The following is a 19,846-nucleotide window of genomic DNA, read 5'->3' on the forward strand; positions in this document are numbered from 1 at the left end:
GAGTCAGTATGCCCCCATCAGGAAAGGCCTTCACCTTCACCACCGTCGGGACCGTACTCGTCGAATGGCAAGGCGCGGCGCGGCTGGGCGATATCGTCCGGCGCTATTTTCAGGCCCGGCGAATCTTACTGGTCACCGATCCCGGGCTGGTGAGCGCCGGCGTGCTGGCACCGGTGGAAGACGCCTTGTGCCGCAGCGGCTATACGCTAACCCGATTCGACCGGGTCGTCGCCGACCCGCCCGCCGATTTGGCCGTGCGCGCGGCGGAACAGGCCCGTGAGGCACGCTGCGATATGGTCATTGGGATCGGCGGCGGCTCCTCGCTGGATGTGGCGAAAATGGCCGCCGTGCTCGCGCCGTCGCAGCAGCCGCTCGACGCGATGTACGGCATGGATAAGGTCGAAGGGACGCGTCTGCCGCTGATGCAAATCCCGACGACCGCCGGAACCGGCTCCGAAGTAACCAACATCGCGATTCTCACCACCGGTGAAAACAGCAAAATGGGCGTGGTGGCCCCGCAGCTGTATTGCGATGTGGTGCTGCTGGATGCCCACCTGACGCTCGGTTTGCCTCCGGTGCATACCGCGGCTGCCGCAATTGACGCCATGGTCCATGCTATCGAAGCCTACACCAGCGCCCATCAAAAAAATCCGCTATCGGATGCGCTGGCCCGCGAAGCGCTGCGGTTGATGACTCGTCATTTGCTCAACGCCTGTCGCCACGGGCAAGATCGCGAGGCGCGCGAGGGAGTGCTGCTCGGGGCGATGCTGGCCGGTCAGGCCTTTGCCAACGCGCCGGTGGCGGCCGTTCATGCGCTCGCTTACCCACTCGGCGGGCGCTATCACGTGCCCCACGGTCTCTCAAACGCCCTGATGCTGATCCCCGTTTTGCATTTCAATGCCCCCGTGGCGGGGGCGCTGTATGCAGAACTTGCGGCGGCTATCGGGCTGCAGACCTGCGGTGATGTGCAACGGGATAGCGCGGCATTCATCGCCGAAATGACCCGTCTTATCGTTGCCAGCGGCGCACCGCAGCGCTTGCGAGATGTCGGGGTAGATCAAGCTCAACTGCCGCTGCTCGCCCGGGATGCCATGCAGCAAACCCGGCTGTTGGTGAATAACCCGGTGACGCTCAACGAGGAGGATGCGCTGCGGCTTTATCAACAGGCCTTTTAAGGCTTTTTGCGCCGCGGATTTGCCCATGCGTAACGCGGCGCGCTTTTATCTCCTGCCTGCGGGCCGACCGACCGCAGCAACAAGCCGCTCGGGGATCATCATCATCGCGTCGACAGGCTGGCTCCCGCGATAAAAGCCATAACAGTCAGGCAACTGTTATCACAAAAAATAGCCTTTCTGCCTCTGCAACCCGAAACTCTCGCCGCCTAGAATTGCGCTGAATCAATTTTCTTGCGGAGTTCTGCATGTTCGGTCTTGATGCATTCCACCTGGCGCGAATTCAATTCGCCTTTACCGTCTCATTTCACATTATCTTTCCTGCCATTACCATCGGCCTGGCCAGCTATCTGGCGGTACTGGAAGGGTTGTGGCTGAAGACAAAAAATCCTGTCTGGCGCTCGCTTTACCACTTCTGGTCAAAGATTTTCGCCGTTAACTTCGGCATGGGCGTCGTCTCCGGTCTGGTGATGGCATACCAGTTCGGCACCAACTGGAGCGGTTTTTCCGAGTTTGCCGGCAGTATTACCGGCCCGCTGCTGACTTATGAAGTCCTGACCGCCTTCTTCCTTGAGGCGGGGTTCCTTGGGGTCATGCTCTTTGGCTGGAACCGCGTCGGTCCCGGCATGCACTTTTTCGCCACCTGTATGGTCGCGCTGGGGACCATCATCTCGACCTTCTGGATCCTCGCCTCCAACAGCTGGATGCAGACGCCGCAGGGGTTCGAAATCGTTAACGGCCAGGTGGTTCCCGTCGACTGGTTCGCGGTTATCTTCAACCCGTCGTTCCCGTATCGTCTGCTTCATATGACGGTGGCGGCTTTTCTCAGCAGCGCGCTGTTCGTCGGGGCCTCGGCAGCGTGGCATCTGCTGCGCGGTCACAACACGCCGGCGATTCGCGCCATGTTTTCAATGGCACTGTGGATGACGCTTATCGTTGCCCCCATCCAGGCGATGATTGGCGATATGCACGGCCTGAACACCCTGAAACATCAGCCGGCAAAAATTGCCGCCATCGAGGGACACTGGGAAAACCGGCCGGGGGAACCGACGCCCCTGCTGCTGTTCGGCTGGCCGGATATGGCGCAGGAGCGCACCCGCTACGGACTTGAAATCCCGGCACTCGGTAGCCTGATCCTGACGCATAGTCTGGACAAACAGGTGCCCGCCCTGAAAGAGTTCGCGCCGCAAGACCGCCCCAACTCGACCATTGTCTTCTGGTCATTTCGCCTGATGGCCGGACTCGGCATGCTGATGATCCTGCTTGGGGCGCTGGCGCTGTGGCTGCGCTACCGCCAGCGTCTGTATCAGTCGAAGCCCTTCCTGCGCTTTGCCCTGTGGATGGGCCCTTCCGGGCTGATTGCCATTCTCGCAGGCTGGGTCACCACCGAAGTCGGCCGTCAGCCCTGGGTGGTGTATGGCGTACAGCGCACTGCTGATGCCGTCTCCGCCCATGGCGACCTGCATATGACTCTCAGTCTGCTGACCTTTTTCGTCGTCTATAGCTCGGTATTTGGCGTCGGCTACAGCTATATGCTGCGCCTGATCCGCAAAGGCCCGCAGACCTTCAATCCACCGCTCTCCGGTACCCCGGCCCGCCCGCTCTCCGCGGCAACGGAAGGTTTTCAGCATAAGGAGTCCCGCTAATGGGGATCGATCTCTCAGTTATCTGGTTCGTCATTATCGTCTTCGCCACCCTGATGTACATCGTGATGGATGGCTTCGATTTAGGGATCGGCATTTTGTTCTCGGCCACCCGCGATGCTGAAGACCGCGACGTCATGGTGAACAGCGTAGCGCCGGTCTGGGACGGCAACGAAACCTGGCTGGTGCTTGGCGGCGCCGGGCTGTTCGGCGCGTTTCCCCTCGCCTACGCGGTGATTATCGATGCGCTGGCGATCCCGCTGACGTTAATGCTAATCGGCCTGATTTTTCGCGGCGTGGCGTTTGAGTTTCGCTTCCAGGCAACGCCGTCACACCGTCCGTTCTGGGATCGCGCATTTCTCGGCGGCTCGCTGCTGGCCACCTTTTCTCAGGGCGTGGTTGTCGGGGCGGTCATCAATGGCTTTTCGGTAAGCGGTCGCGCGTTCAGCGGCGGAATGCTCGACTGGCTGACGCCGTTCACCCTGTTCTGCGGTCTGGGATTGACCATTGCCTATGCGCTGCTGGGCGCCACCTGGCTGGTCATGAAAAGCGAAAATCCGCTGCAGGACAAAATGCGCCATACCTCGCGAACGCTGCTACTGGCGCTGCTGATCGCCATCGCCGTCATTAGCCTGTGGACACCGCTGGCGCAGCCGGCCATTGCCGCCCGTTGGTTCACGCTGCCGAACCTCTTTTTCCTGCTGCCGGTTCCCCTGCTGGTTGTGGCGCTCGGCGCCTGGCTGTGGCGGGATCTGCGCAACCCTGATCGCCATGCGCTGCCCTTTATTCTGACGCTGGGGCTGGTGTTTCTCGGCTTCAGCGGTCTGGGGATCAGTATCTGGCCGCATATTATCCCGCCGGGCATTACGCTGTGGCAGGCCGCCGCGCCGCCGCAGAGCCAGGGTTTCATGCTGGTAGGCGCCCTGCTGATTCTTCCGGTGATCCTCGGCTATACCTTCTGGAGCTATTACGTGTTTCGCGGCAAAGTCCAACATGGCGAGGGGTATCATTGATGAATCAGTCACGACTGAAGCAACTATTATGGATGGTCGCGCTGTGGGGCACCAGCGTGCTGGCGCTGGGGGCAGTCAGTATGCTCTTTCGTTTTTTAATGACCGCGGCCGGGCTGAAAGTTTAATCCCCGGCGCTGCGGATTACGCTGATTAGCAAGAACTCCATTGTCTCTCCATTTTTATTTGCTGAAATCTCAAGGCACATAAAAAAATATAGGATGTAGTAATGAAAAAGAGTGTCTTGTTATCCGCGGCGATGTCGTTTGCGCTCTCTTCCCTGGCGTTTGCCGCCGATAATCCCCCGCCGCCTCCGGGGAAAGCGGTCGCAGGCCAGCAGCATAACGGCCACGATAAGAACCGGCAGCAGCACAGCGGTAAACGGCCAGCACAGGGCGCATCGCATAATGGCAAACAGCCGCCGAAAGGCAAGTCGTCCGCACAGGGCAACAAACAGCCGTCGAAAGACGGCCAGCACAACGGCAATCCGTTGCCGCCGAAAAAATAATCACTCTTCGGCCCGACGCGTGTATCGCGCCGGGCTTTTTTTCGCCTTTCGTCAGGAAAGGCTGACGCAGACTTTGCTCTTCTTTGATAACCCAATAATAAAGCTCAAGAAATTCAGAGCATAGTAGCCCCACTCGTCTGTCACTGGAAATCGATATGCTCAGGAGATGCGTTTCGGCATTCGTGCTGATGTGTGCGTTATTTTCCGGCCATCTGCTGGCCCGCAAACAAGGACATGAATACTTCCCGGTACAAAGCCTCGAACAGCAGCTGCTGCACGAGGCCGACAGTGATGAACTGCGCAGCCAGCGGGACGAGGCCGCCGCCGATCTGCGCGAACGTCACCACTGGCAGAATGCGCGCAAACCGAAAATGCACTTCCGCCAGTAGCGTCTGCCGTCGATCAGACGCCTTTACGCTTCGGCAGGGTTTTCAACAGCTCATCCGGGCTGACCGAAGCAACCACGCTCCCCGGAAGCGGCATTTTCAAAATATGATTTTTCATTTTGCCGATAACGTGCATTTCGCACGGACGGCAGTCGAATTTCAGCGTCAGCACTTCATCCCCGTGAATGAGCTGCATTGGCGTCGCTTTCCAGCTCTTAATCGATCCCTTGGCCTGCTTCGGGCATAAATTGAAGGCAAAACGCAGACAGTGTTTCGTGATCATCACCGGCACGTCGCCCTTCTCTTGATGCGCTTCATAGGCCGCATCGATCAGCTTCACGCCATAGCGCTGGTAAAACGCACGCGCCTTATGGTTATAGACGTTGGCAAGGAACGACAGATGGGTTTCCGGGTAAACCGGCGGCGGGACGGAAACCGCTTTGCGCTGGCCGCGCGGCGCGGCTTTCACCCGCGCATCGTCCAGTCGTTCTACCGTTTCCCGACGCAGCTGGTTCAGCAGGCTATTCGGCACAAACAGCGCGCCGGGGAGATTGATCTGCACATCGCGGGCAAAATAGATCGTCTGCCCCAGCTTCGCCACGCCGTCCCGCAGGTTCGCCAGCGCTTTCTCCGCCTGGGTCGCTTCGGCAAACTCGCCGTCCAGGGTGTGGGTGACGCTGACGCCATCTTCGCAGGTCATCGTCAGCACCAGCTGCTCCTGCCAGCCGCTGAGGTCGATATCCACCGCAATTCGCCGCTCGCTGGAGGTTTTTTGCAAAGCCTGCTGCCAGTTATGGTCGAGGTTACGGTTCAGCACCTGGCGCGGCCGGACTTTATGCAGATCTGCCGGCATCTCGTTCGGCCAGACGCGATAGCGATTTTCGCCGGTTTTTTCCACCGTGTTGGCGCGGAAACCGACGATTTCGCGCTTAATCATCACGTTGAGGCCATCGCCGTTGGTCAGCGCTTCGCTCACTTCAACATCGAGGTGGTCTTTCGCCACTTTCAGCACTTCACCCACCGGCAGGCCGATAAATTTCGGCGAATCAAATGCGCCGATGTCACCTTTGCGCGTATTAACAAAGTAGTCTGTACTGCCGCGATGGAAGGTTTTGTCGGTGGAGGGAACGAAAAAGTGTTCGGTGCGTCCGGCGGACGAACGCATCAGATCGCCGCGATCTTCAATAATCGCGTCGAGCATCTGACGATAGTGCGCGGTAATGTTTTTCACGTAGCTCATATCTTTGTAGCGCCCTTCAATTTTGAAGGAGCGCACGCCGGCATCGATCAACTGGGCCAGGTTGGCGGTCTGATCGTTGTCTTTCATCGACAGGAGGTGTTTCTCATAGGCTACCACGCGACCCTGATCATCTTTCAGGGTATACGGTAAACGGCACGCCTGGGAGCAGTCGCCGCGGTTGGCGCTGCGCCCGGTCTGGGCATGGGAGATATTGCACTGCCCGGAATAGGCCACGCACAGAGCGCCGTGAATAAAGAACTCGATTGTCGCGTCGGTGTTGTCGTAAATCGCTTTAATCTGCTGCAGGTTCAGCTCGCGCGCCAGCACGATTTGGCTGAAACCGACGTCGGAGAGGAATTTTGCCTTCTCGACGCTGCGGATGTCACACTGGGTGCTGGCGTGGAGTTCAATAGGCGGAATATCCAGCTCCATCACCCCCATATCCTGCACGATCAGCGCATCAACGCCGGTTTCATACAGGTCGGTAATCAGTCGCTGCGCCGGTTCCAGCTCATCATCGTGCAGGATCGTATTCAGCGTCACAAAGATTTTCGCGCCGTAGCGATGGGCGAAAGGCACCAGCCCGGCAATATCGCTGAGGCTGTTGCTGGCGTTGTGGCGTGCGCCGAAACCCGGTCCGCCGATATAAACCGCGTCTGCGCCGTGTAAAATCGCTTCACGGGCGATCCCGACATCGCGGGCGGGGCTAAGAAGTTCAAGATGATGGTTGTGCAGGCGCATACGCTCGTCGTTATCCGTTATAGGGGGTCGAAATGGCGGCTATTGTAGTCAGAAGTGGGCAGAGACGAAATCATTTTCCATCACGCGGAAAAGGTGAATTTTCAGTTTCCAGCAAAGCATTGAAGGAAAAGGTATTTCCTTCGAAAAACGTCTACGGTTACAGTCATCACGTATTCCGGATTTTCCTCGTCACGTTGTGAGTGGTTACATTAATCATTTGATTGGCCGCAGGTTAAATACCCGCGGCTTTTTCTTTGGGATAATGAATCAGCGAGTGAAAATGGGCCGTTTGCGCGCCGCTGTTACGATAAGCATGCGCCAGATCGCCGGCAAACCGCCGCCCTTCTCCGCTCGTTAGCGTCTGCCACTCCCCCTGCAGACACAAATCCAGCACGCCGCCGATCACCACCACATGTTCAATTACCCCTTTCTCGTGCGGCGTGGATTCGCTCAGCGCCCCGGGGGCGAGCGTAATCGAGAAGTGGTCAAAACGCAGCTCCGGGTCCCACGGGAAAAGGGGTGTCACCACCATCGCCTGCTGCTGCGGGTCAAAGGCGGTCGGCGCCGTCGATTCATCGGCCACGATAAACGCCGAGAACGGCACGTTCAGACCGGTGGCGATTTTCCACAAGGTCGCTACCGTCGGGCTGGATTCATTTCGCTCAACCTGCCCGAGCATCGCTTTTGACACCCCGGTCTCTTCCGCCAGTCGCGACAGACTCCAGCCCCGCTGTTGACGCAGCGTTTTCAGGGTCGTCGCCAGATGTTGCGCAATATTCATTCCACCTCCTGTATGCTCAGCAGAAATTATACGCGCATTGGTATGATTCTACAGGAAGTTTCGTCGGGAAACGCGCCTGGCGCGTCCGCGACGGCGATGACGACGGCATGAAAGGAGGGAAAAGATCATTGTGCGTTATAGCGCACAATGCTACATTTTGCCGGATGTTATAACGCACAAGAGGTCACTATGCGCTCGTTCTCACTCCCGCTGCCGACGCTACTCGCCGGGTTTATCGCCGTCCTGGTGGGCTACGCCAGCTCGGCCGCCATTATCTGGCAGGCCGCCGCCAGCGCAGGGGCCAGCGCGAGTCAGATCGCTGGCTGGATGACGGCCCTCGGCCTCGGGATGGGGGTCAGTACGCTGGCCCTCACGCTATGGCGCAAAGTGCCGATCCTCACCGCCTGGTCAACCCCCGGCGCGGCGCTACTGGTCAGCGGATTACAGGGGGTGACGTTGAACCAGGCGGTCGGCGTGTTTATCTTTGCGAATGGCCTGATGGTGCTATGCGGGCTGACCGGCCTTTTTGCCCGGCTGATGAAAATTATCCCCCACTCGCTCGCCGCCGCCATGCTGGCAGGGATTTTACTGCGCTTCGGTCTGCAGGCCTTCGCCACCCTTGAAGACCATCTTCTGCTGTGTGGCGGCATGCTGGCAGCCTGGCTGCTGTGTAAAGCGCTGTACCCGCGCTTTGCGGTGGTCGCGGCGCTGCTGGTCGGCGGCGTTATCGCCGTGTTCTCCGGCGACGTCACCGGGAGCCACATCAGCCTCGCTTTTGTCGCCCCGGAATATACCGCGCCGCAGTTTACCCCTTCGCTGCTCCTCAGCGTCGGGGTGCCGTTCTTCCTGGTCACCATGGCTTCGCAAAACGCCCCCGGTTTCGCCACGATGCAGGCTTCCGGCTATCGGGTACCCGTGTCGCCGCTGATTGTCGCCACCGCCGGCCTGGCGCTGATCCTGTCGCCTTTTGGCGTCTACTCCATCTGTATTGCCGCCATTACCGCCGCCATCTGCCAAAGTCCGGAGGCCCATCCCGATCCGCAGCGACGCTGGCTGGCCGCCGCCGCCGCGGGCGGTTTTTATCTGCTGGCCGGCCTGTTCGGCGGTTCGATTACCTCGTTGATGTCTGCCCTGCCGACGGCGTGGATTCAGATGCTGGCCGGGCTGGCGCTGCTCGGGACGCTTGGCGGGAGTCTGTTTCAGGCGCTGAATCAGGAGAATGAACGCGATGCGGCGGGGGTGACGTTTCTGGTCACCGCCAGCGGCGTGACTTTGGCGGGGATCGGCTCGGCCTTCTGGGGGCTGGCGCTCGGCGGCGCGAGTTTCGCCCTGCTGTCAGCGCTGCGCCGCACGTAACTGCGACGGCGTCAGACCGGTGGCGCTTTTCACCCGGTTACTGAAATGGCTGGCGGAGCTGAAACCGCAGGCCATCGCGATATCGGTCAACGGCCGGGCGCTGCGGCAGATGAGCTCCTGCGCCTTAACCATCCGCCGCTGCATCACATACTGGTGCGGCGCCATGTTCATTGACTGCCGGAACATCCGCGCGAAGTGATATTCGCTGAGCGCCGCCTCCTGCGCCAGATCGGCCAGCGTCAGCGGCTGATCCAGATTCTCCTCAACCCACGCCAGCAGATTACGCAGGACGTGCGGCGCCAGGCCGCCGGAGACCGTGGGCAACCGCCACTGAACGTTCGAATAGTGCTGAATAAGATGGGTCAGCAGCAGCGTGCTGGCGGAGCTTAAGGTCAGCTGGTTGGCCTGCTGCTGCCAGTCGTAATCGAGAAGAAACTGGCGATAGACGGCGGTAATTTTATCATCCCGGGAAAAGGTCTGTTCCTGCAGACTGAACGACGCCGGGCTGCGGTCCCAGATCTGCTCGCCAACCCGACGCAAATGGTCATCGGTACAGTACAGATGCACGAACGAGAGGTCGCCGCGAATATCCCAGGTGCTCTCGGCTCCTTTTGGCATCAGGCAAAAACGATCCGGGCCGCCGCCGTTTTTCCAGCCCTGCGGCGTTTTCTGATAACTTTCGTAACCATCGGCAACGTACAGGCTCAGCGTATGATGGTCGCTGCGCACCGTAACCGTATCGCGATTGTTATACCACGCCGCCAGTTGAATACCGGAGTTAAGCTCCACCGTCTCCCGCAGGACGGCTTTTTGTCGGCGTAATGTTTCGAACGTCCCGTAAGCCATGGCCTTCACACATCTGATTTCGTAAACCTCTAGTCTATGAAGAGTCGGCAGCGGATACCAGATCTCTCCAGCCATTCGATAAAAATAAGCGCAAGAATTTGCAAGTCCAACCCGCAAGGATGACAGCGGCGGCGCGCAAAAACCGCCACACTGCCTCCCTGGAGTGTTTATGGGAGAAATATTTTGAACGCAATACTGTACGGGCTGGTGGTCGTTATCTGGGGAACGACATGGATTGCCATCTTTTTACAACAGGGGCCGGTCTCCGCGCCGGTCTCCATTTTCTGGCGGTTTGCGGTAGCCAGCGTCACGATGCTGGCGATTCTGCTGGCAACCCGTCGTCTGCGCCCGCTGGCGCTGCGCGATCATCTGTTCTGTGTACTACAGGGCTGCTGCGTCTTCTGTTTCAACTTCTGGTGCTTTTATACCGCCGCCGCACACATCAACACCGGTCTTGAATCGGTTATTTTTTCCATGGCGGTCCTGTTTAACGCCATCAACGGGTTTATTTTCTTCCGCCAGCAGCCGCCCGCGCGTTTCTGGCTAGCCGCCGCGCTCGGCCTTGTGGGGATTATCACGCTGTTCTGGGACGATCTGCTCAGTAACGGGCTCAACGCATCCTTGCTGTGGGGAATTGGTCTCAGCGCGCTGGGAACCTACGGTTTTTCTCTCGGCAACATGCTCAGTATGCGCCACCAGCGCCGTGGGCTGGAAACCCTGACCACCAACAGCTGGGCGATGCTCTACGGCACTCTGGTGATGGGGGCTATCGCTCTGGTGCGCGGCGATGATTTCCCCCCCCAGTGGACGCTGAGCTATATGGGGGCGCTGCTGTACCTGGCGCTGTTCGGATCGGTGATTGCGTTCGGCGCTTACTTTACGCTGGTTGGCCGGATTGGCGCCGGCAAAGCCGCCTACAGTACCCTGCTGTTCCCGCTGGTGGCCCTGACGATTTCGACCTTTTACGAAGGCTACGTCTGGCACAGTAACGCGGTTATCGGGCTGGCGCTGATTCTGGTGGGGAACCTGGTGATGTTTGCCCGTCCCGAGCAGTGGTTCCTGCGCCGCAGACTGGCTTAATCTCTGCCTGTCGGCATAAAAAAGGTGCCCTCCCGAAGGGCGCCTGAGATTGATGACAGGCCCGTTTTGAACATCGTGCCCACATTATGCCGGGTGGCCGTGGCGGCTGCGCCTGACCCGGCCGACAAAACCCGTCACTTCTAAGGTTTGCACAACCGCTGTAGGCCGCTGTAGGCCCGTACAAGCGCCGCGCCGTCGGGCAATTTAATGTGTCGGCAATCTGAGACGCCCTCCTGAAGGGCGTCTTTCGTTGTTGCGGGCTTATTTCTGCGTCGGGTCAAATTTCACGGCATCGATCGCCATGTCATCAATCACCTGCTTCAGAGTATCAATGGTCATCGGCGTATTTTCGTTAGCCAGTGATTTCCCCTCGCCTTTGCGCACGACTTTGACCACCGGTTTGTTGGTCGCCGGGTCAATCAGTTCACCTTCGAAGTAGAGGTTGGTATCCATTGTACGATGCCCGGTTGCCATCTCTGTACCTGCCACCACCATGGCGACCGGAACCACTTCATAGAACTGCAGGCCTTCTTTGCTGGAATCCACGCCGGTGATGGCGCCGCGGAAAATCAGACTGCGCGGTCCGGGTTTCGCCACCAGCGGTTTACGCTCGGCAATCGCCTGTTTCATCTGCTGGTTGGTGTAATTAAGAATATCGCGCAGCGCCTTTTCCCCGACCTGAGTAGACGGTTTAGGCACCGGATAATAGGTGATCGGGTTATAGACAATACTGTCGTAGTTTTGCGGATTGTAATCCGCAGAGATCCAGCGCAGTTCTGCTTTACCAGACGCTGACGTCGTTTCTTTTAAGTTTGAATAGTCTTTTAAGAAACCAGAATATTTTTCCGGCGCGGCAATTTTTGAGGCGCAGCCCGTAAGAGCCAACATACCAGCAAGTGCTGCCACTTTAAAAATGAAATGAGTACGCATGAGTGAATCCCTGTAAATGCAGTTGTCGGCGCGATTTATAGCAAAATACCAGGATAAGTTTTGTGACAAAAAAAGGGAACGTCAAACCTTTGAGAAAATAAATCCGCCACGACGGGCGGATTTACATTTGCTGTTTATTTTATATCGACCTGATAGAAAATATGCTTGCCAAAAGGATCAATTTCATAGTCAGAAACGTCTTTACGCACCGGTTCAAAAATAGTCGAGTGGGCAATCATCACCGCCGGCATTTGGTCATGCATCATCTGCTGCGCCTGTTTATACAGCGCTTCGCGTTTTGGACGATCGGTAATCGATTTTGCCTCGGCAATAATTTTATCAAACGGCTGATAGCACCATTTCGCCGAGTTCGAACCGCCGTTGGCCGACTGACAGGTAAATAGCGGCCCGAAGAAGTTGTCGGGATCGCCGGTCGCCGTGGTCCAGCCCATCAGCGCCGCCTGATGTTCGCCATCTTTTACCCGCTTCAGATATTCACCCCATTCATAGGTGGTGATTTTAGTCTGCACGCCGATTTTGGCCCAGTCGGCCTGAATCATCTCGGCCATCCGTTTGGCGTTAGGGTTATAAGGACGCTGCACCGGCATCGCCCACAGATCGATCGTTAGCGGACCGCTAATGCCCGCCTCCTGCAGCAGCGCTTTGGCTTTTTGCGGGTCAAAGTCATAATCTTTCAGCTCCGCGTCCGCGCTCCAGACGCCCGGCGGCAGCAGGTTTTTCGCCTGCGTACCGGTACCGTGGAACACCGCTTCAATAATCGCCGGTTTATTAATCGCCATCGCCAGGGCCTGACGTACTTTGACATTGTCCAGCGGGGGTTTTTGCGTATTAAAAGCAAGAAACCCGGTGTTCAATCCGGCCTTATTCAGTAATTGAATGTTTTTATTTTCCTTCATCCTCGGTAAATCGGCCGGATTAGGGAATGGCATCACCTGGCATTCATTCTTTTCCAGTTTGGCATAGCGCACCGAAGCATCCGGGGTAATGCTAAAAACCAGACGGTCGATTTTTGCTTTCCCCTGCCAGTAGTCCGGGAAGGCGGTATAAAGAATACGCGAATCTTTCTGATACTGCGCCAGCTTAAAGGGACCGGTGCCAAGCGGATCGGAATCGACGCGCTGCGGGGTACCGGCCTTCAGCATCGCATCCGCATATTCCGCCGATAAAACAGAGGCGAAATACCACGCCAGGTCTGCCACAAACGGCGCTTCGGCGCGGGCCAAAGTAAAGCGCACCGTATACTCATCAGGCTTATCAATAGCGGTAATTAACTGGCCAAACTCCAGGCTTTCAAAGTTAGAGTAGCTGCCGCCGGAGACGTTGTGATAAGGATGCTGCGGATCTTTTTGCCGCATGAAGGAGAAAATCACATCATCGGCATTAAAGTCGCGGGTGGGGGTGAAATATTTATTACTTTGAAACTTCACCCCTTTGCGTAAATGGAAGGTATACACTTTTCCGTCATCGCTCACCTCCCAGCTTTCCGCGAGACTCGGCTGCAATTCGGTGGTGCCCACCTTAAAATCAACCAGCCGGTTATAAACAGGTACCGCGCTGGCGTCCACGCTGGTGCCTGAGGTGTAGAGCTGAGGATTGAAATTCTCCGGCGATCCTTCGGAGCAGTAAACCAGCGTTTTTGCGCTCACGGCGGAACCGAACGTGAGTGCCGTTATTGTCAGAGCAAGCGTGGTGAGTTTGCGTTGCATAACGTTTTCCTTTTTTAATTTGTCAGCTAATGAATAGCTTGTTGTTTTCCTGCCCATACATAACACTAAAGCCAGATTGCAAACACCTGAAAAAATAAATAAAGAAGGAATCACTATGTCATCTCCACTCGCCAGTCAATTGACCCAGCGTTTCTTCCGCTACCTTGCCATCAGCAGCCAAAGCGATCCGCGCGCCACCACGCTGCCAACCACGCCGGGACAACATGAGATGGCCCGCGAACTTGCCGACGAGTTAAGCCGCCTTGGGCTGGACGATATCGTGATTGATGACCATGCCACCGTCACCGCGGTAAAAAGAGGGAATGTCCCGGGCGCGCCGCGGATTGGCTTTATCACCCATATCGACACCGTGGACGTCGGCCTGTCCCCGGACATTCATCCACAAATTTTGCGTTTTACCGGCGATGATCTGTGCCTGAATAGTGAAAAGCAGATCTGGCTGCGGGTTGCCGAGCACCCGGAGATTCTCGCCTACCCGGACGAAGAGATTATTTTCAGCGATGGCACCAGCGTGCTCGGCGCCGACAACAAATCGGCGGTCACGGTGGTGATGACGGTGCTGGAAAACCTGACGCCGGAACATCGCCACGGCGATATCGTGGTGGCCTTTGTCCCCGATGAAGAGGTGGGCCTGCGGGGGGCAAAAGCGCTGGACCTCAGCCGTTTTGCCGTCGATTTTGCCTGGACTATCGACTGCTGCGAGCTGGGCGAGATCGTGTATGAGAACTTTAATGCCGCGGCGGCGGAGATTCGTTTCACCGGCGTGACCGCCCATCCGATGTCCGCCAAAGGCGTGCTGGTCAACCCGCTGTTGATGGCCGCCGATTACATCAGCCATTTCGACCGGCTGCAGACCCCGGAACACACCGCCGGACGCGAAGGTTATGTCTGGTTTAATGGCATTCAGGGCGATCAAAACAGCACCCTGCTGCAGGCCAGCATTCGCGATTTCGACAGCGAGAGCTTTTTACGCCGTAAACAGCAGATTGGCGACGTCGCTGAAAAAATTGCCGCACAATACCCGACGGCCAGCGTCGAATTTTCGATCGGCGACACCTACAGCAACATCAGCAATGCCATTGGCGACGATCGCCGGGCTATTGACCTGATGTTCGAAGCCATGGAGAGCATTGGCGTAACGCCAAAGCCTACGCCGATGCGCGGCGGTACCGATGGTGCGGCGCTCTCGGCAAAAGGCCTGTTAACGCCCAACTTCTTCACCGGCGCGCACAACTTCCACTCGAAATTTGAGTTTTTGCCGCTGCGCGCCTTTGAAGCGTCGTACCACACCGCGTTCCAGCTCTGCCTGCTGGCGGCCCGTTAAGCCGGTTTTTGCGCCAGCATGGTGGCAAAACGCAGTTTGATACGATTGCCGTTGGCATCGGTGCGGTGCAGCTCGCCCACCTCTTCGTTGTACCTGAGGAACGACCAGCCGGCGTAGTAGCGTCGCAGTTCCTCAGGTTTAAAGGCAAACGGGAAGCCAACGGTGCAGGGATAATCGTCGGTGTCCATTGCCGCAACGATCAGGTTGTAGCCGCCCGGTCTGGTGCAACGCTGCATGTTGGCGATAAGCCCCGGAATAGTTTTCGCTTCAAGGAACATCAGTACTACGGTGGAGAGAATAAAGTCATATTCACCGTCGAAGCTTAAGCTATTCAGATCCTTGACCGCCGCCTGGAGATTGGTCAGTTCTTCCTGCGCACGAATACTCTCCAGATTATTGATGCTCATCGGGTTTTTGTCCCACGCCGTCACATCAAAGCCGTTTGCCGCCAGATAGAGGCTATTGCGTCCGTTGCCACACCCCAGATCCAGCGCTTTTCCCGGCGGCACCTGGGTCGCGGCATAGACCACTTCCGAGTGGGTACGGGTCAGCCCGTATTTATCAGTAAAGTAGTTTTCGTCACGGATAGTCATGATAAGTCCTTATTGTTTAATAATGTGGCCCGGTCGACGCGAATCAGCAATTTCCCCCGCAGCAACAGCAGAAACGTGCGCAGCAACAACAGTCCAATAATCAGATTGGTAAAGATAAACAACGGGATCGATAAGTAATGGAAGAAGCCGTTCGGCTGGCTGTGTCCGAGATGCAATCCGGTGCTGGCCAATGCGGAAATCCCAAACGAAAAGCTCCAGAAGGACACATTGAACGGCTGCCGCAGGTACCACGGCATCAGACGTAACATAAACAGCAGCTGTAAAAGGCCGTAGCCAAACAGCAGTTTGGCAAAGGTATCCGCCTCTGCGCCGTTGACGCTGAGCCAGGCGCTGCACGCTACCAGCGCTGGCGCCAGCTGGATACCCAGCGAGGTCCGCATAGCCGCGGGCAGTTCGCCGTGGCTGCGTAATCGTTGCAGAATCACCGGCTCCAGGCTCAGCCATGAGAAGATCCCGGCGCCGAGAAACACCAGCCCGGCGTCGTTAAAGCCGAGCGCCCCGCAGGCCATCGCGCTGATGAAATTGTTCGCCACGGTTGGTAAATAGAGTCCCGGCGTGGTAGCGTCGCTCGGATGTTTTCCGCGCCACAATCCGGCGCTCTGCCAGGCGGAATAGCTCAGCTGGAGTACCACGCCAATGCCGAACAGCAGCAGCGAGAGCGGACGAAACCACGGCACGAAGCCGATAGCCACCAGCATCGTGGTGGCGGGAAACAGGCTGACAAAACTGCTGGCAACCGGATGGCGCATCTCCTGCAGCACGCTCCACGGAAAGCGAATGGCCCGGGAGATAAACGCTATCGTCAGCAGCGCCCAAATCATCGCCGCCAGCGCCACCAGACCATCGCCGATAGCCCGACTCACCGGCCAGAGGGTGCTGGCATAGCGCCACGCGAACCCCATGCCTATCGTGCCCAGCACCATACCAAAATAGCCCGCAGGTAAATTCAGAACCTGCCGTTCAAGCGGGTTTTTATTCATTTTATTTATTTTTTCAATTTATCTTTAAGTTGCATTTTAAAAGAACCTTATAAAACACGCTACGGAGATTTTTGCTATGTTTATGTTAACCAAAAGTAAAATAAAGCCTTGATAAGAGAAGTCCTGATGAACAAATATCGTCTGAGCGACAAGGTTCGCCTGTTTCACTATGAAGAGGACGGGATTAAACATAGCGTAAATCTGCGGCAAATTGTGGCCCTGCGTGATTTCGCCGATGTGCCGGCCGGCAGCGAAGGCGGCTGGCTGGACGATGAGTCGGCGCTGAGTCAGGCGGGCACCTGCTGGATTTACGACCCCAACAGCGCGGTGTTTGCCGGTGCGCGGATCGAAGGCAATGCGCGGCTGACGGGGACCTGCATCGTCAGCCACTTCGCGATCATCCGCGATGATGCATGGATCGACAGCGGTACCATCAGCCATCACGCCCTCATTTGTGACAATGTCACGCTTCAGGATTCCCGCGTTCGCGGCTTCTGCCGCCTCGCCGACCGGGCGCGCATTCTCCCCCACTGCCTGATTATCGCCGCCCAGGGATTGACCGCCGACCGCGACAAATTTTTGCAAATCTACCAGCGGGCGACGGTCAGCGCCTCACGCATCGTTCATCAGGCGCAGATTTACGGTGATGCCTTCGTGGACCACGCCTTTGTTGAGCATCGGGCGGAGATATTTGACTATGCCCGGCTGGAAGGCAACGAAGAAAACGATGTCTGGGTCTGCGATAACGCCAGAGTCTACGACCATGCGCGGCTGATTGCCGGACGCGCTGAGGATGCGATACCGACGCTACGCTACAGTTCGCAGGTGGCAGAAAACGCCGTGGTTGAGGGCAACTGCGTGCTTAAACATCGGGTAATGGTGGGCGGCCACGCCCGGCTATGCGGCGGCCCGATCCTGCTGGATGACGACGTGCTGGTGCAAGGCCACGCCCACATCAGTGGCGATGTGGTGATCGAGCATCGGGTTGAAATTACCGACAACGCGCGGATTGAGGCGCTGAACGGCGATGCGATTCATCTGCGCGGCCGCAAAGTGATCAACGGCGCGCAGCAGATTACCCGCACGCCGCTGCTGGGATCGCTGTAGCGCGGTATTCCGGCTCAGGCACGACGCCGCACGCCGGGATACCTTATTATCAGGACGCGGGGCTATCGATAATCCGCCCGTAGATATTCTGATCGTCATAAGCGCCGTTCAGGTACTCGGCCTGTTTCAGACAGCCTTCGAGGGTAAAGCCATTGCGCAGCGCCACCTGGTTACTCTTGTGGTTAGCCACCCGACATTTAATCACGAAGCGCCGGACTTCGCCGCGGCGAGCGTAGTAGTGCATAAACGCCTGCAGCGCCTGGGAAAGCAGCCCTTGTCCCTGGTGATGTTCATCAATCCAGTAGCCGATATAACCCGTTTTATTCAGCGGTTCAATCTGGTTGAACGACAGCACACCCACCATCTCATCGCGCAAAAACAGTAAAAACATTTTAGCGTAACCGCGCTGGTGCAGCATGACGTTCCCCTGTACGTGGCGACGGGTTTCATCTTCACTGTCAACCGCGGCGGGCCAGCTGAGCGAATGCTGTAGCCAGTGTTTATTCTTCTCCACCAGCTGGTGTAAGTCGGTAACGTAGCGCTCATCCACCGCGCGCAGCGTCAGTTGCCCGGACACCGGGATTATTTCAGGAACGGGGATCTTTTCTGCGGACATGACTATCTCTCACTGCAGGAAAACCCGTCCACGGCACGCAGACGGGCAACCGCGACGGTTACTTCATGACCCGGTCATCAACGTAGTTGCGTTTATCCGGAGCCGGCGGGAAATACTGATACAGCCAGGTCTCACTGATGGCCTCGCCCTGGCAGCGCAGGAACATGCGCATTTCCACCGGGTCGGTGGAATCGTTGGTCGGGTACCAGTCAAACTGGATGCGATAGCCATCGAACGGCTCAACGTACAGAATCTCGATCTGCTTCGCTTCACCGTTAGACAGGGTAATCACCGGTTCGATGCCTTTTGGCGCAGCGGCCTTCAGGTCGCCACCGACGAAATCAATGGCAAAGCGGCGCGCCCATTTGTCCGGATAGTGTTCGCCCGGCGCCCAGCCTTCCGGGAAACCGCCCATTCCGGTGCGGGTGGCCATCACGCGAGCCAGCGGAGAACGCACCGGCGGCTGTGCGCTCCAGTACAGGCGATAGCTAAAGTCCAGCTCATCACCGGCCTTGATCGCTTTTTCCGGCTGCCAGAAGCAGACGATGTTATCCAGCGTCTCACCGGTGGTGGGGATCTCCATCAGGCTGACGGCCCCTTTGCCCCACTGGTTACGCGGCTCGACCCACAGACTCGGACGCTTGTTGTACCAGCCCATGATGTCCTGGTAATGGCTGAAATCGCGGTCAAGCTGCAGCAGACCAAAGCCGCGCGGGTTCTTGTCCTGGAAGGCGTTGAACTGCAGTTTTTGCGGGTTGTTCAGCGGGCGACAGACCCACTCGCCGTTACCGAGCCACATGGCGAGGCGGTCGGAGTCGTGAATTTGCGGGTGGATGGTGTCGCACATCCGGCGCTCGTTGTTGCCGCAGCTGAACATACTGGTCATCGGCGCGATACCCAGCTGTTTGATATCTTTGCGGGCGTAGATGTGGTTTTCCACATCCATAATCACCTGCGTCTCCTGGCAGTTGATCACAAATTTATAGGCGCCGGTGACGCTCGGGCTGTCGAGCAGCGCGTAAACGGTAAAGACGGTGGCGCCCGGCTTGACGGTTTCAAACCAGAACGAGGTAAAGTCCGGGAACTCTTCCGGGGTGTCGGTAAAGGTATCCACCGCCAGACCGCGGGCGGAGAGCCCGTACTGGTAGGTGCTGTCCACCGCGCGGAAGTAGCTCGCGCCGAGGAACGCCACGATATCGCGACGCGCCAGCTCCGGCGCTTTAAACGCGCGGAAACCGGCAAAACCGAGGTCGGTTTGCCCTACCAGCTGTTTGGTGTCTACGCCGGCGTTATTGTAGTTAAACAGTTCCGGACGGAAGTGAATCTCCCGCGCCTGCTGAGTTTGCGAATCCAGCGAGAACATGCGCACGCGGCGGCGAAAACCCATGCCGACGTGGAAAAACTGGATGTCCAGCTTGCGGTCGTCGATGTTATTCCACAGCGAATGTCCCGCATCGTACTGAATGCTGTTGTAGGCCTGCGGAGTCAGATTGGCCAGCGTGGGCGGCAGGTCGCGCGGGGCGCCGCCCCACGGCTGACGCGACAGATCGTGGGCCATCGATTGCAAAACGGTAAAGTCAAAACGGCGCGTCATCCCATCAGCAATGCCCGATTCCTCGGCAAGCGCGGCGTTAGAAAAAAGTGAAGCGACTCCTGATGTTCCGCATACGGCGGCAACAGCCATGGAAGATTTGAGAAAACGTCTGCGATTCATGCCTGAGAAAGCGTCCTTCTGTTATGCCAATTGGTCGACAACGCGACAAA

The 19,846-nt window shown here is 57.5% G+C and carries 19 protein-coding genes; 10 read left to right on the forward strand and 9 right to left on the reverse strand.

Translation table 11 applies throughout. The annotated features are described in order from the left end of the window. The first annotated feature begins 8 nt into the window (after window positions 1-8). The 6 genes from Q1L34_RS14280 (at window position 9) to Q1L34_RS14305 (ending at window position 4,722) form a co-directional block, all read left to right on the forward strand. A complete protein-coding gene (locus tag Q1L34_RS14280) occupies window positions 9-1,175 on the forward strand; it encodes an iron-containing alcohol dehydrogenase (RefSeq protein WP_048024297.1) in 1,167 nt (388 codons plus the stop codon). 245 nt (window positions 1,176-1,420) lie between these two features. Then, complete coding sequence (locus Q1L34_RS14285) at window positions 1,421-2,818, forward strand: cytochrome ubiquinol oxidase subunit I (protein ID WP_015584425.1); 1,398 nt, start codon at window positions 1,421-1,423, stop codon at window positions 2,816-2,818. After that, window positions 2,818-3,828, forward strand: a complete 1,011-nt coding sequence (gene cydB, locus Q1L34_RS14290; protein ID WP_004861507.1) for a cytochrome d ubiquinol oxidase subunit II — start codon at window positions 2,818-2,820, stop codon at window positions 3,826-3,828. Before Q1L34_RS14285 ends, cydB begins: the two co-directional genes overlap by 1 nt. Continuing rightward, complete coding sequence (locus Q1L34_RS14295; RefSeq protein WP_004861503.1) at window positions 3,828-3,953, forward strand: DUF2474 domain-containing protein; 126 nt, start codon at window positions 3,828-3,830, stop codon at window positions 3,951-3,953. Before cydB ends, Q1L34_RS14295 begins: the two co-directional genes overlap by 1 nt. 101 nt (window positions 3,954-4,054) lie before the next feature. Continuing rightward, window positions 4,055-4,333, forward strand: a complete 279-nt coding sequence (locus tag Q1L34_RS14300) for a hypothetical protein (protein ID WP_064357100.1) — start codon at window positions 4,055-4,057, stop codon at window positions 4,331-4,333. A gap of 155 nt (window positions 4,334-4,488) precedes the next feature. Further along, window positions 4,489-4,722 carry a DUF2554 family protein gene (locus Q1L34_RS14305; protein WP_004861498.1) on the forward strand — a complete coding sequence of 78 codons (234 nt, stop codon included), beginning with the start codon at window positions 4,489-4,491 and terminating at the stop codon, window positions 4,720-4,722. Window positions 4,723-4,735: 13 nt separating this feature from the next. Here the strand turns inward: Q1L34_RS14305 and Q1L34_RS14310 are convergent, their stop codons facing one another. Continuing rightward, a complete protein-coding gene (locus Q1L34_RS14310; RefSeq protein WP_327204120.1) occupies window positions 4,736-6,700 on the reverse strand; it encodes a peptidase U32 family protein in 1,965 nt (654 codons plus the stop codon). A 232-nt stretch (window positions 6,701-6,932) separates the two neighbouring features. Continuing rightward, window positions 6,933-7,481, reverse strand: a complete 549-nt coding sequence (locus tag Q1L34_RS14315; protein WP_004861492.1) for a helix-turn-helix domain-containing protein — start codon at window positions 7,479-7,481, stop codon at window positions 6,933-6,935. A gap of 189 nt (window positions 7,482-7,670) precedes the next feature. On the opposite strand from Q1L34_RS14315, the gene Q1L34_RS14320 reads away from it, so the two are divergent. Then, on the forward strand, window positions 7,671-8,837 hold the full coding sequence (locus Q1L34_RS14320; RefSeq protein WP_004861489.1) for a benzoate/H(+) symporter BenE family transporter: 1,167 nt from the start codon (window positions 7,671-7,673) through the stop codon (window positions 8,835-8,837). On the opposite strand, the gene Q1L34_RS14325 is transcribed toward Q1L34_RS14320, so the two are convergent. Continuing rightward, window positions 8,817-9,683 carry an AraC family transcriptional regulator gene (locus tag Q1L34_RS14325; RefSeq protein WP_015584429.1) on the reverse strand — a complete coding sequence of 289 codons (867 nt, stop codon included), beginning with the start codon at window positions 9,681-9,683 and terminating at the stop codon, window positions 8,817-8,819. The two genes, Q1L34_RS14320 and Q1L34_RS14325, sit on opposite strands and share 21 nt — an antisense overlap. Before the next feature lie 183 nt (window positions 9,684-9,866). On the opposite strand from Q1L34_RS14325, the gene Q1L34_RS14330 reads away from it, so the two are divergent. Beyond that, on the forward strand, window positions 9,867-10,763 hold the full coding sequence (locus tag Q1L34_RS14330) for a DMT family transporter (protein WP_065906459.1): 897 nt from the start codon (window positions 9,867-9,869) through the stop codon (window positions 10,761-10,763). Between the two features lie 261 nt (window positions 10,764-11,024). On the opposite strand, the gene Q1L34_RS14335 is transcribed toward Q1L34_RS14330, so the two are convergent. Together Q1L34_RS14335 and Q1L34_RS14340 are read right to left on the reverse strand one after the other, a co-directional pair. Beyond that, window positions 11,025-11,693, reverse strand: coding sequence for a DUF3313 domain-containing protein (locus tag Q1L34_RS14335; protein WP_065906457.1), 669 nt, complete (start codon window positions 11,691-11,693; stop codon window positions 11,025-11,027). A gap of 134 nt (window positions 11,694-11,827) precedes the next feature. Continuing rightward, entirely contained in the window at window positions 11,828-13,420 is a 1,593-nt protein-coding gene (locus Q1L34_RS14340) for an ABC transporter substrate-binding protein (RefSeq protein WP_015584430.1), read from the reverse strand. A gap of 115 nt (window positions 13,421-13,535) precedes the next feature. Between Q1L34_RS14340 and pepT the strand changes: the two genes are divergently transcribed. Then, window positions 13,536-14,765, forward strand: a complete 1,230-nt coding sequence (gene pepT, locus Q1L34_RS14345; RefSeq protein ID WP_004861474.1) for a peptidase T — start codon at window positions 13,536-13,538, stop codon at window positions 14,763-14,765. Here pepT and tehB read toward each other — a convergent pair. Together tehB and tehA are read right to left on the reverse strand one after the other, a co-directional pair. Then, window positions 14,762-15,358 carry a tellurite resistance methyltransferase TehB gene (gene tehB, locus Q1L34_RS14350; protein WP_004861472.1) on the reverse strand — a complete coding sequence of 199 codons (597 nt, stop codon included), beginning with the start codon at window positions 15,356-15,358 and terminating at the stop codon, window positions 14,762-14,764. The two genes, pepT and tehB, sit on opposite strands and share 4 nt — an antisense overlap. Next, window positions 15,355-16,359: a dicarboxylate transporter/tellurite-resistance protein TehA gene (gene tehA / locus Q1L34_RS14355; protein ID WP_319795181.1), complete on the reverse strand. Its 1,005-nt coding sequence runs from the start codon at window positions 16,357-16,359 to the stop codon at window positions 15,355-15,357. Before tehA ends, tehB begins: the two co-directional genes overlap by 4 nt. A gap of 126 nt (window positions 16,360-16,485) precedes the next feature. Here tehA and ydcK point away from each other — a divergent pair, with 126 nt between their 5' ends. Beyond that, window positions 16,486-17,466, forward strand: coding sequence for a YdcK family protein (gene ydcK, locus Q1L34_RS14360; RefSeq protein WP_088884001.1), 981 nt, complete (start codon window positions 16,486-16,488; stop codon window positions 17,464-17,466). Between the two features lie 49 nt (window positions 17,467-17,515). On the opposite strand, the gene rimL is transcribed toward ydcK, so the two are convergent. Both rimL and Q1L34_RS14370 read right to left on the reverse strand, forming a co-directional pair. Continuing rightward, a complete protein-coding gene (gene rimL, locus Q1L34_RS14365) occupies window positions 17,516-18,082 on the reverse strand; it encodes a 50S ribosomal protein L7/L12-serine acetyltransferase (RefSeq protein ID WP_004861460.1) in 567 nt (188 codons plus the stop codon). A 58-nt stretch (window positions 18,083-18,140) separates the two neighbouring features. Continuing rightward, window positions 18,141-19,796: a glucan biosynthesis protein D gene (locus Q1L34_RS14370; protein WP_004861457.1), complete on the reverse strand. Its 1,656-nt coding sequence runs from the start codon at window positions 19,794-19,796 to the stop codon at window positions 18,141-18,143. Between the last annotated feature and the right edge of the window lie 50 nt (window positions 19,797-19,846).

The organism is Klebsiella ornithinolytica, from assembly GCF_030505655.1.
In the GTDB taxonomy this organism is placed as follows: domain Bacteria; phylum Pseudomonadota; class Gammaproteobacteria; order Enterobacterales; family Enterobacteriaceae; genus Klebsiella; species Klebsiella ornithinolytica.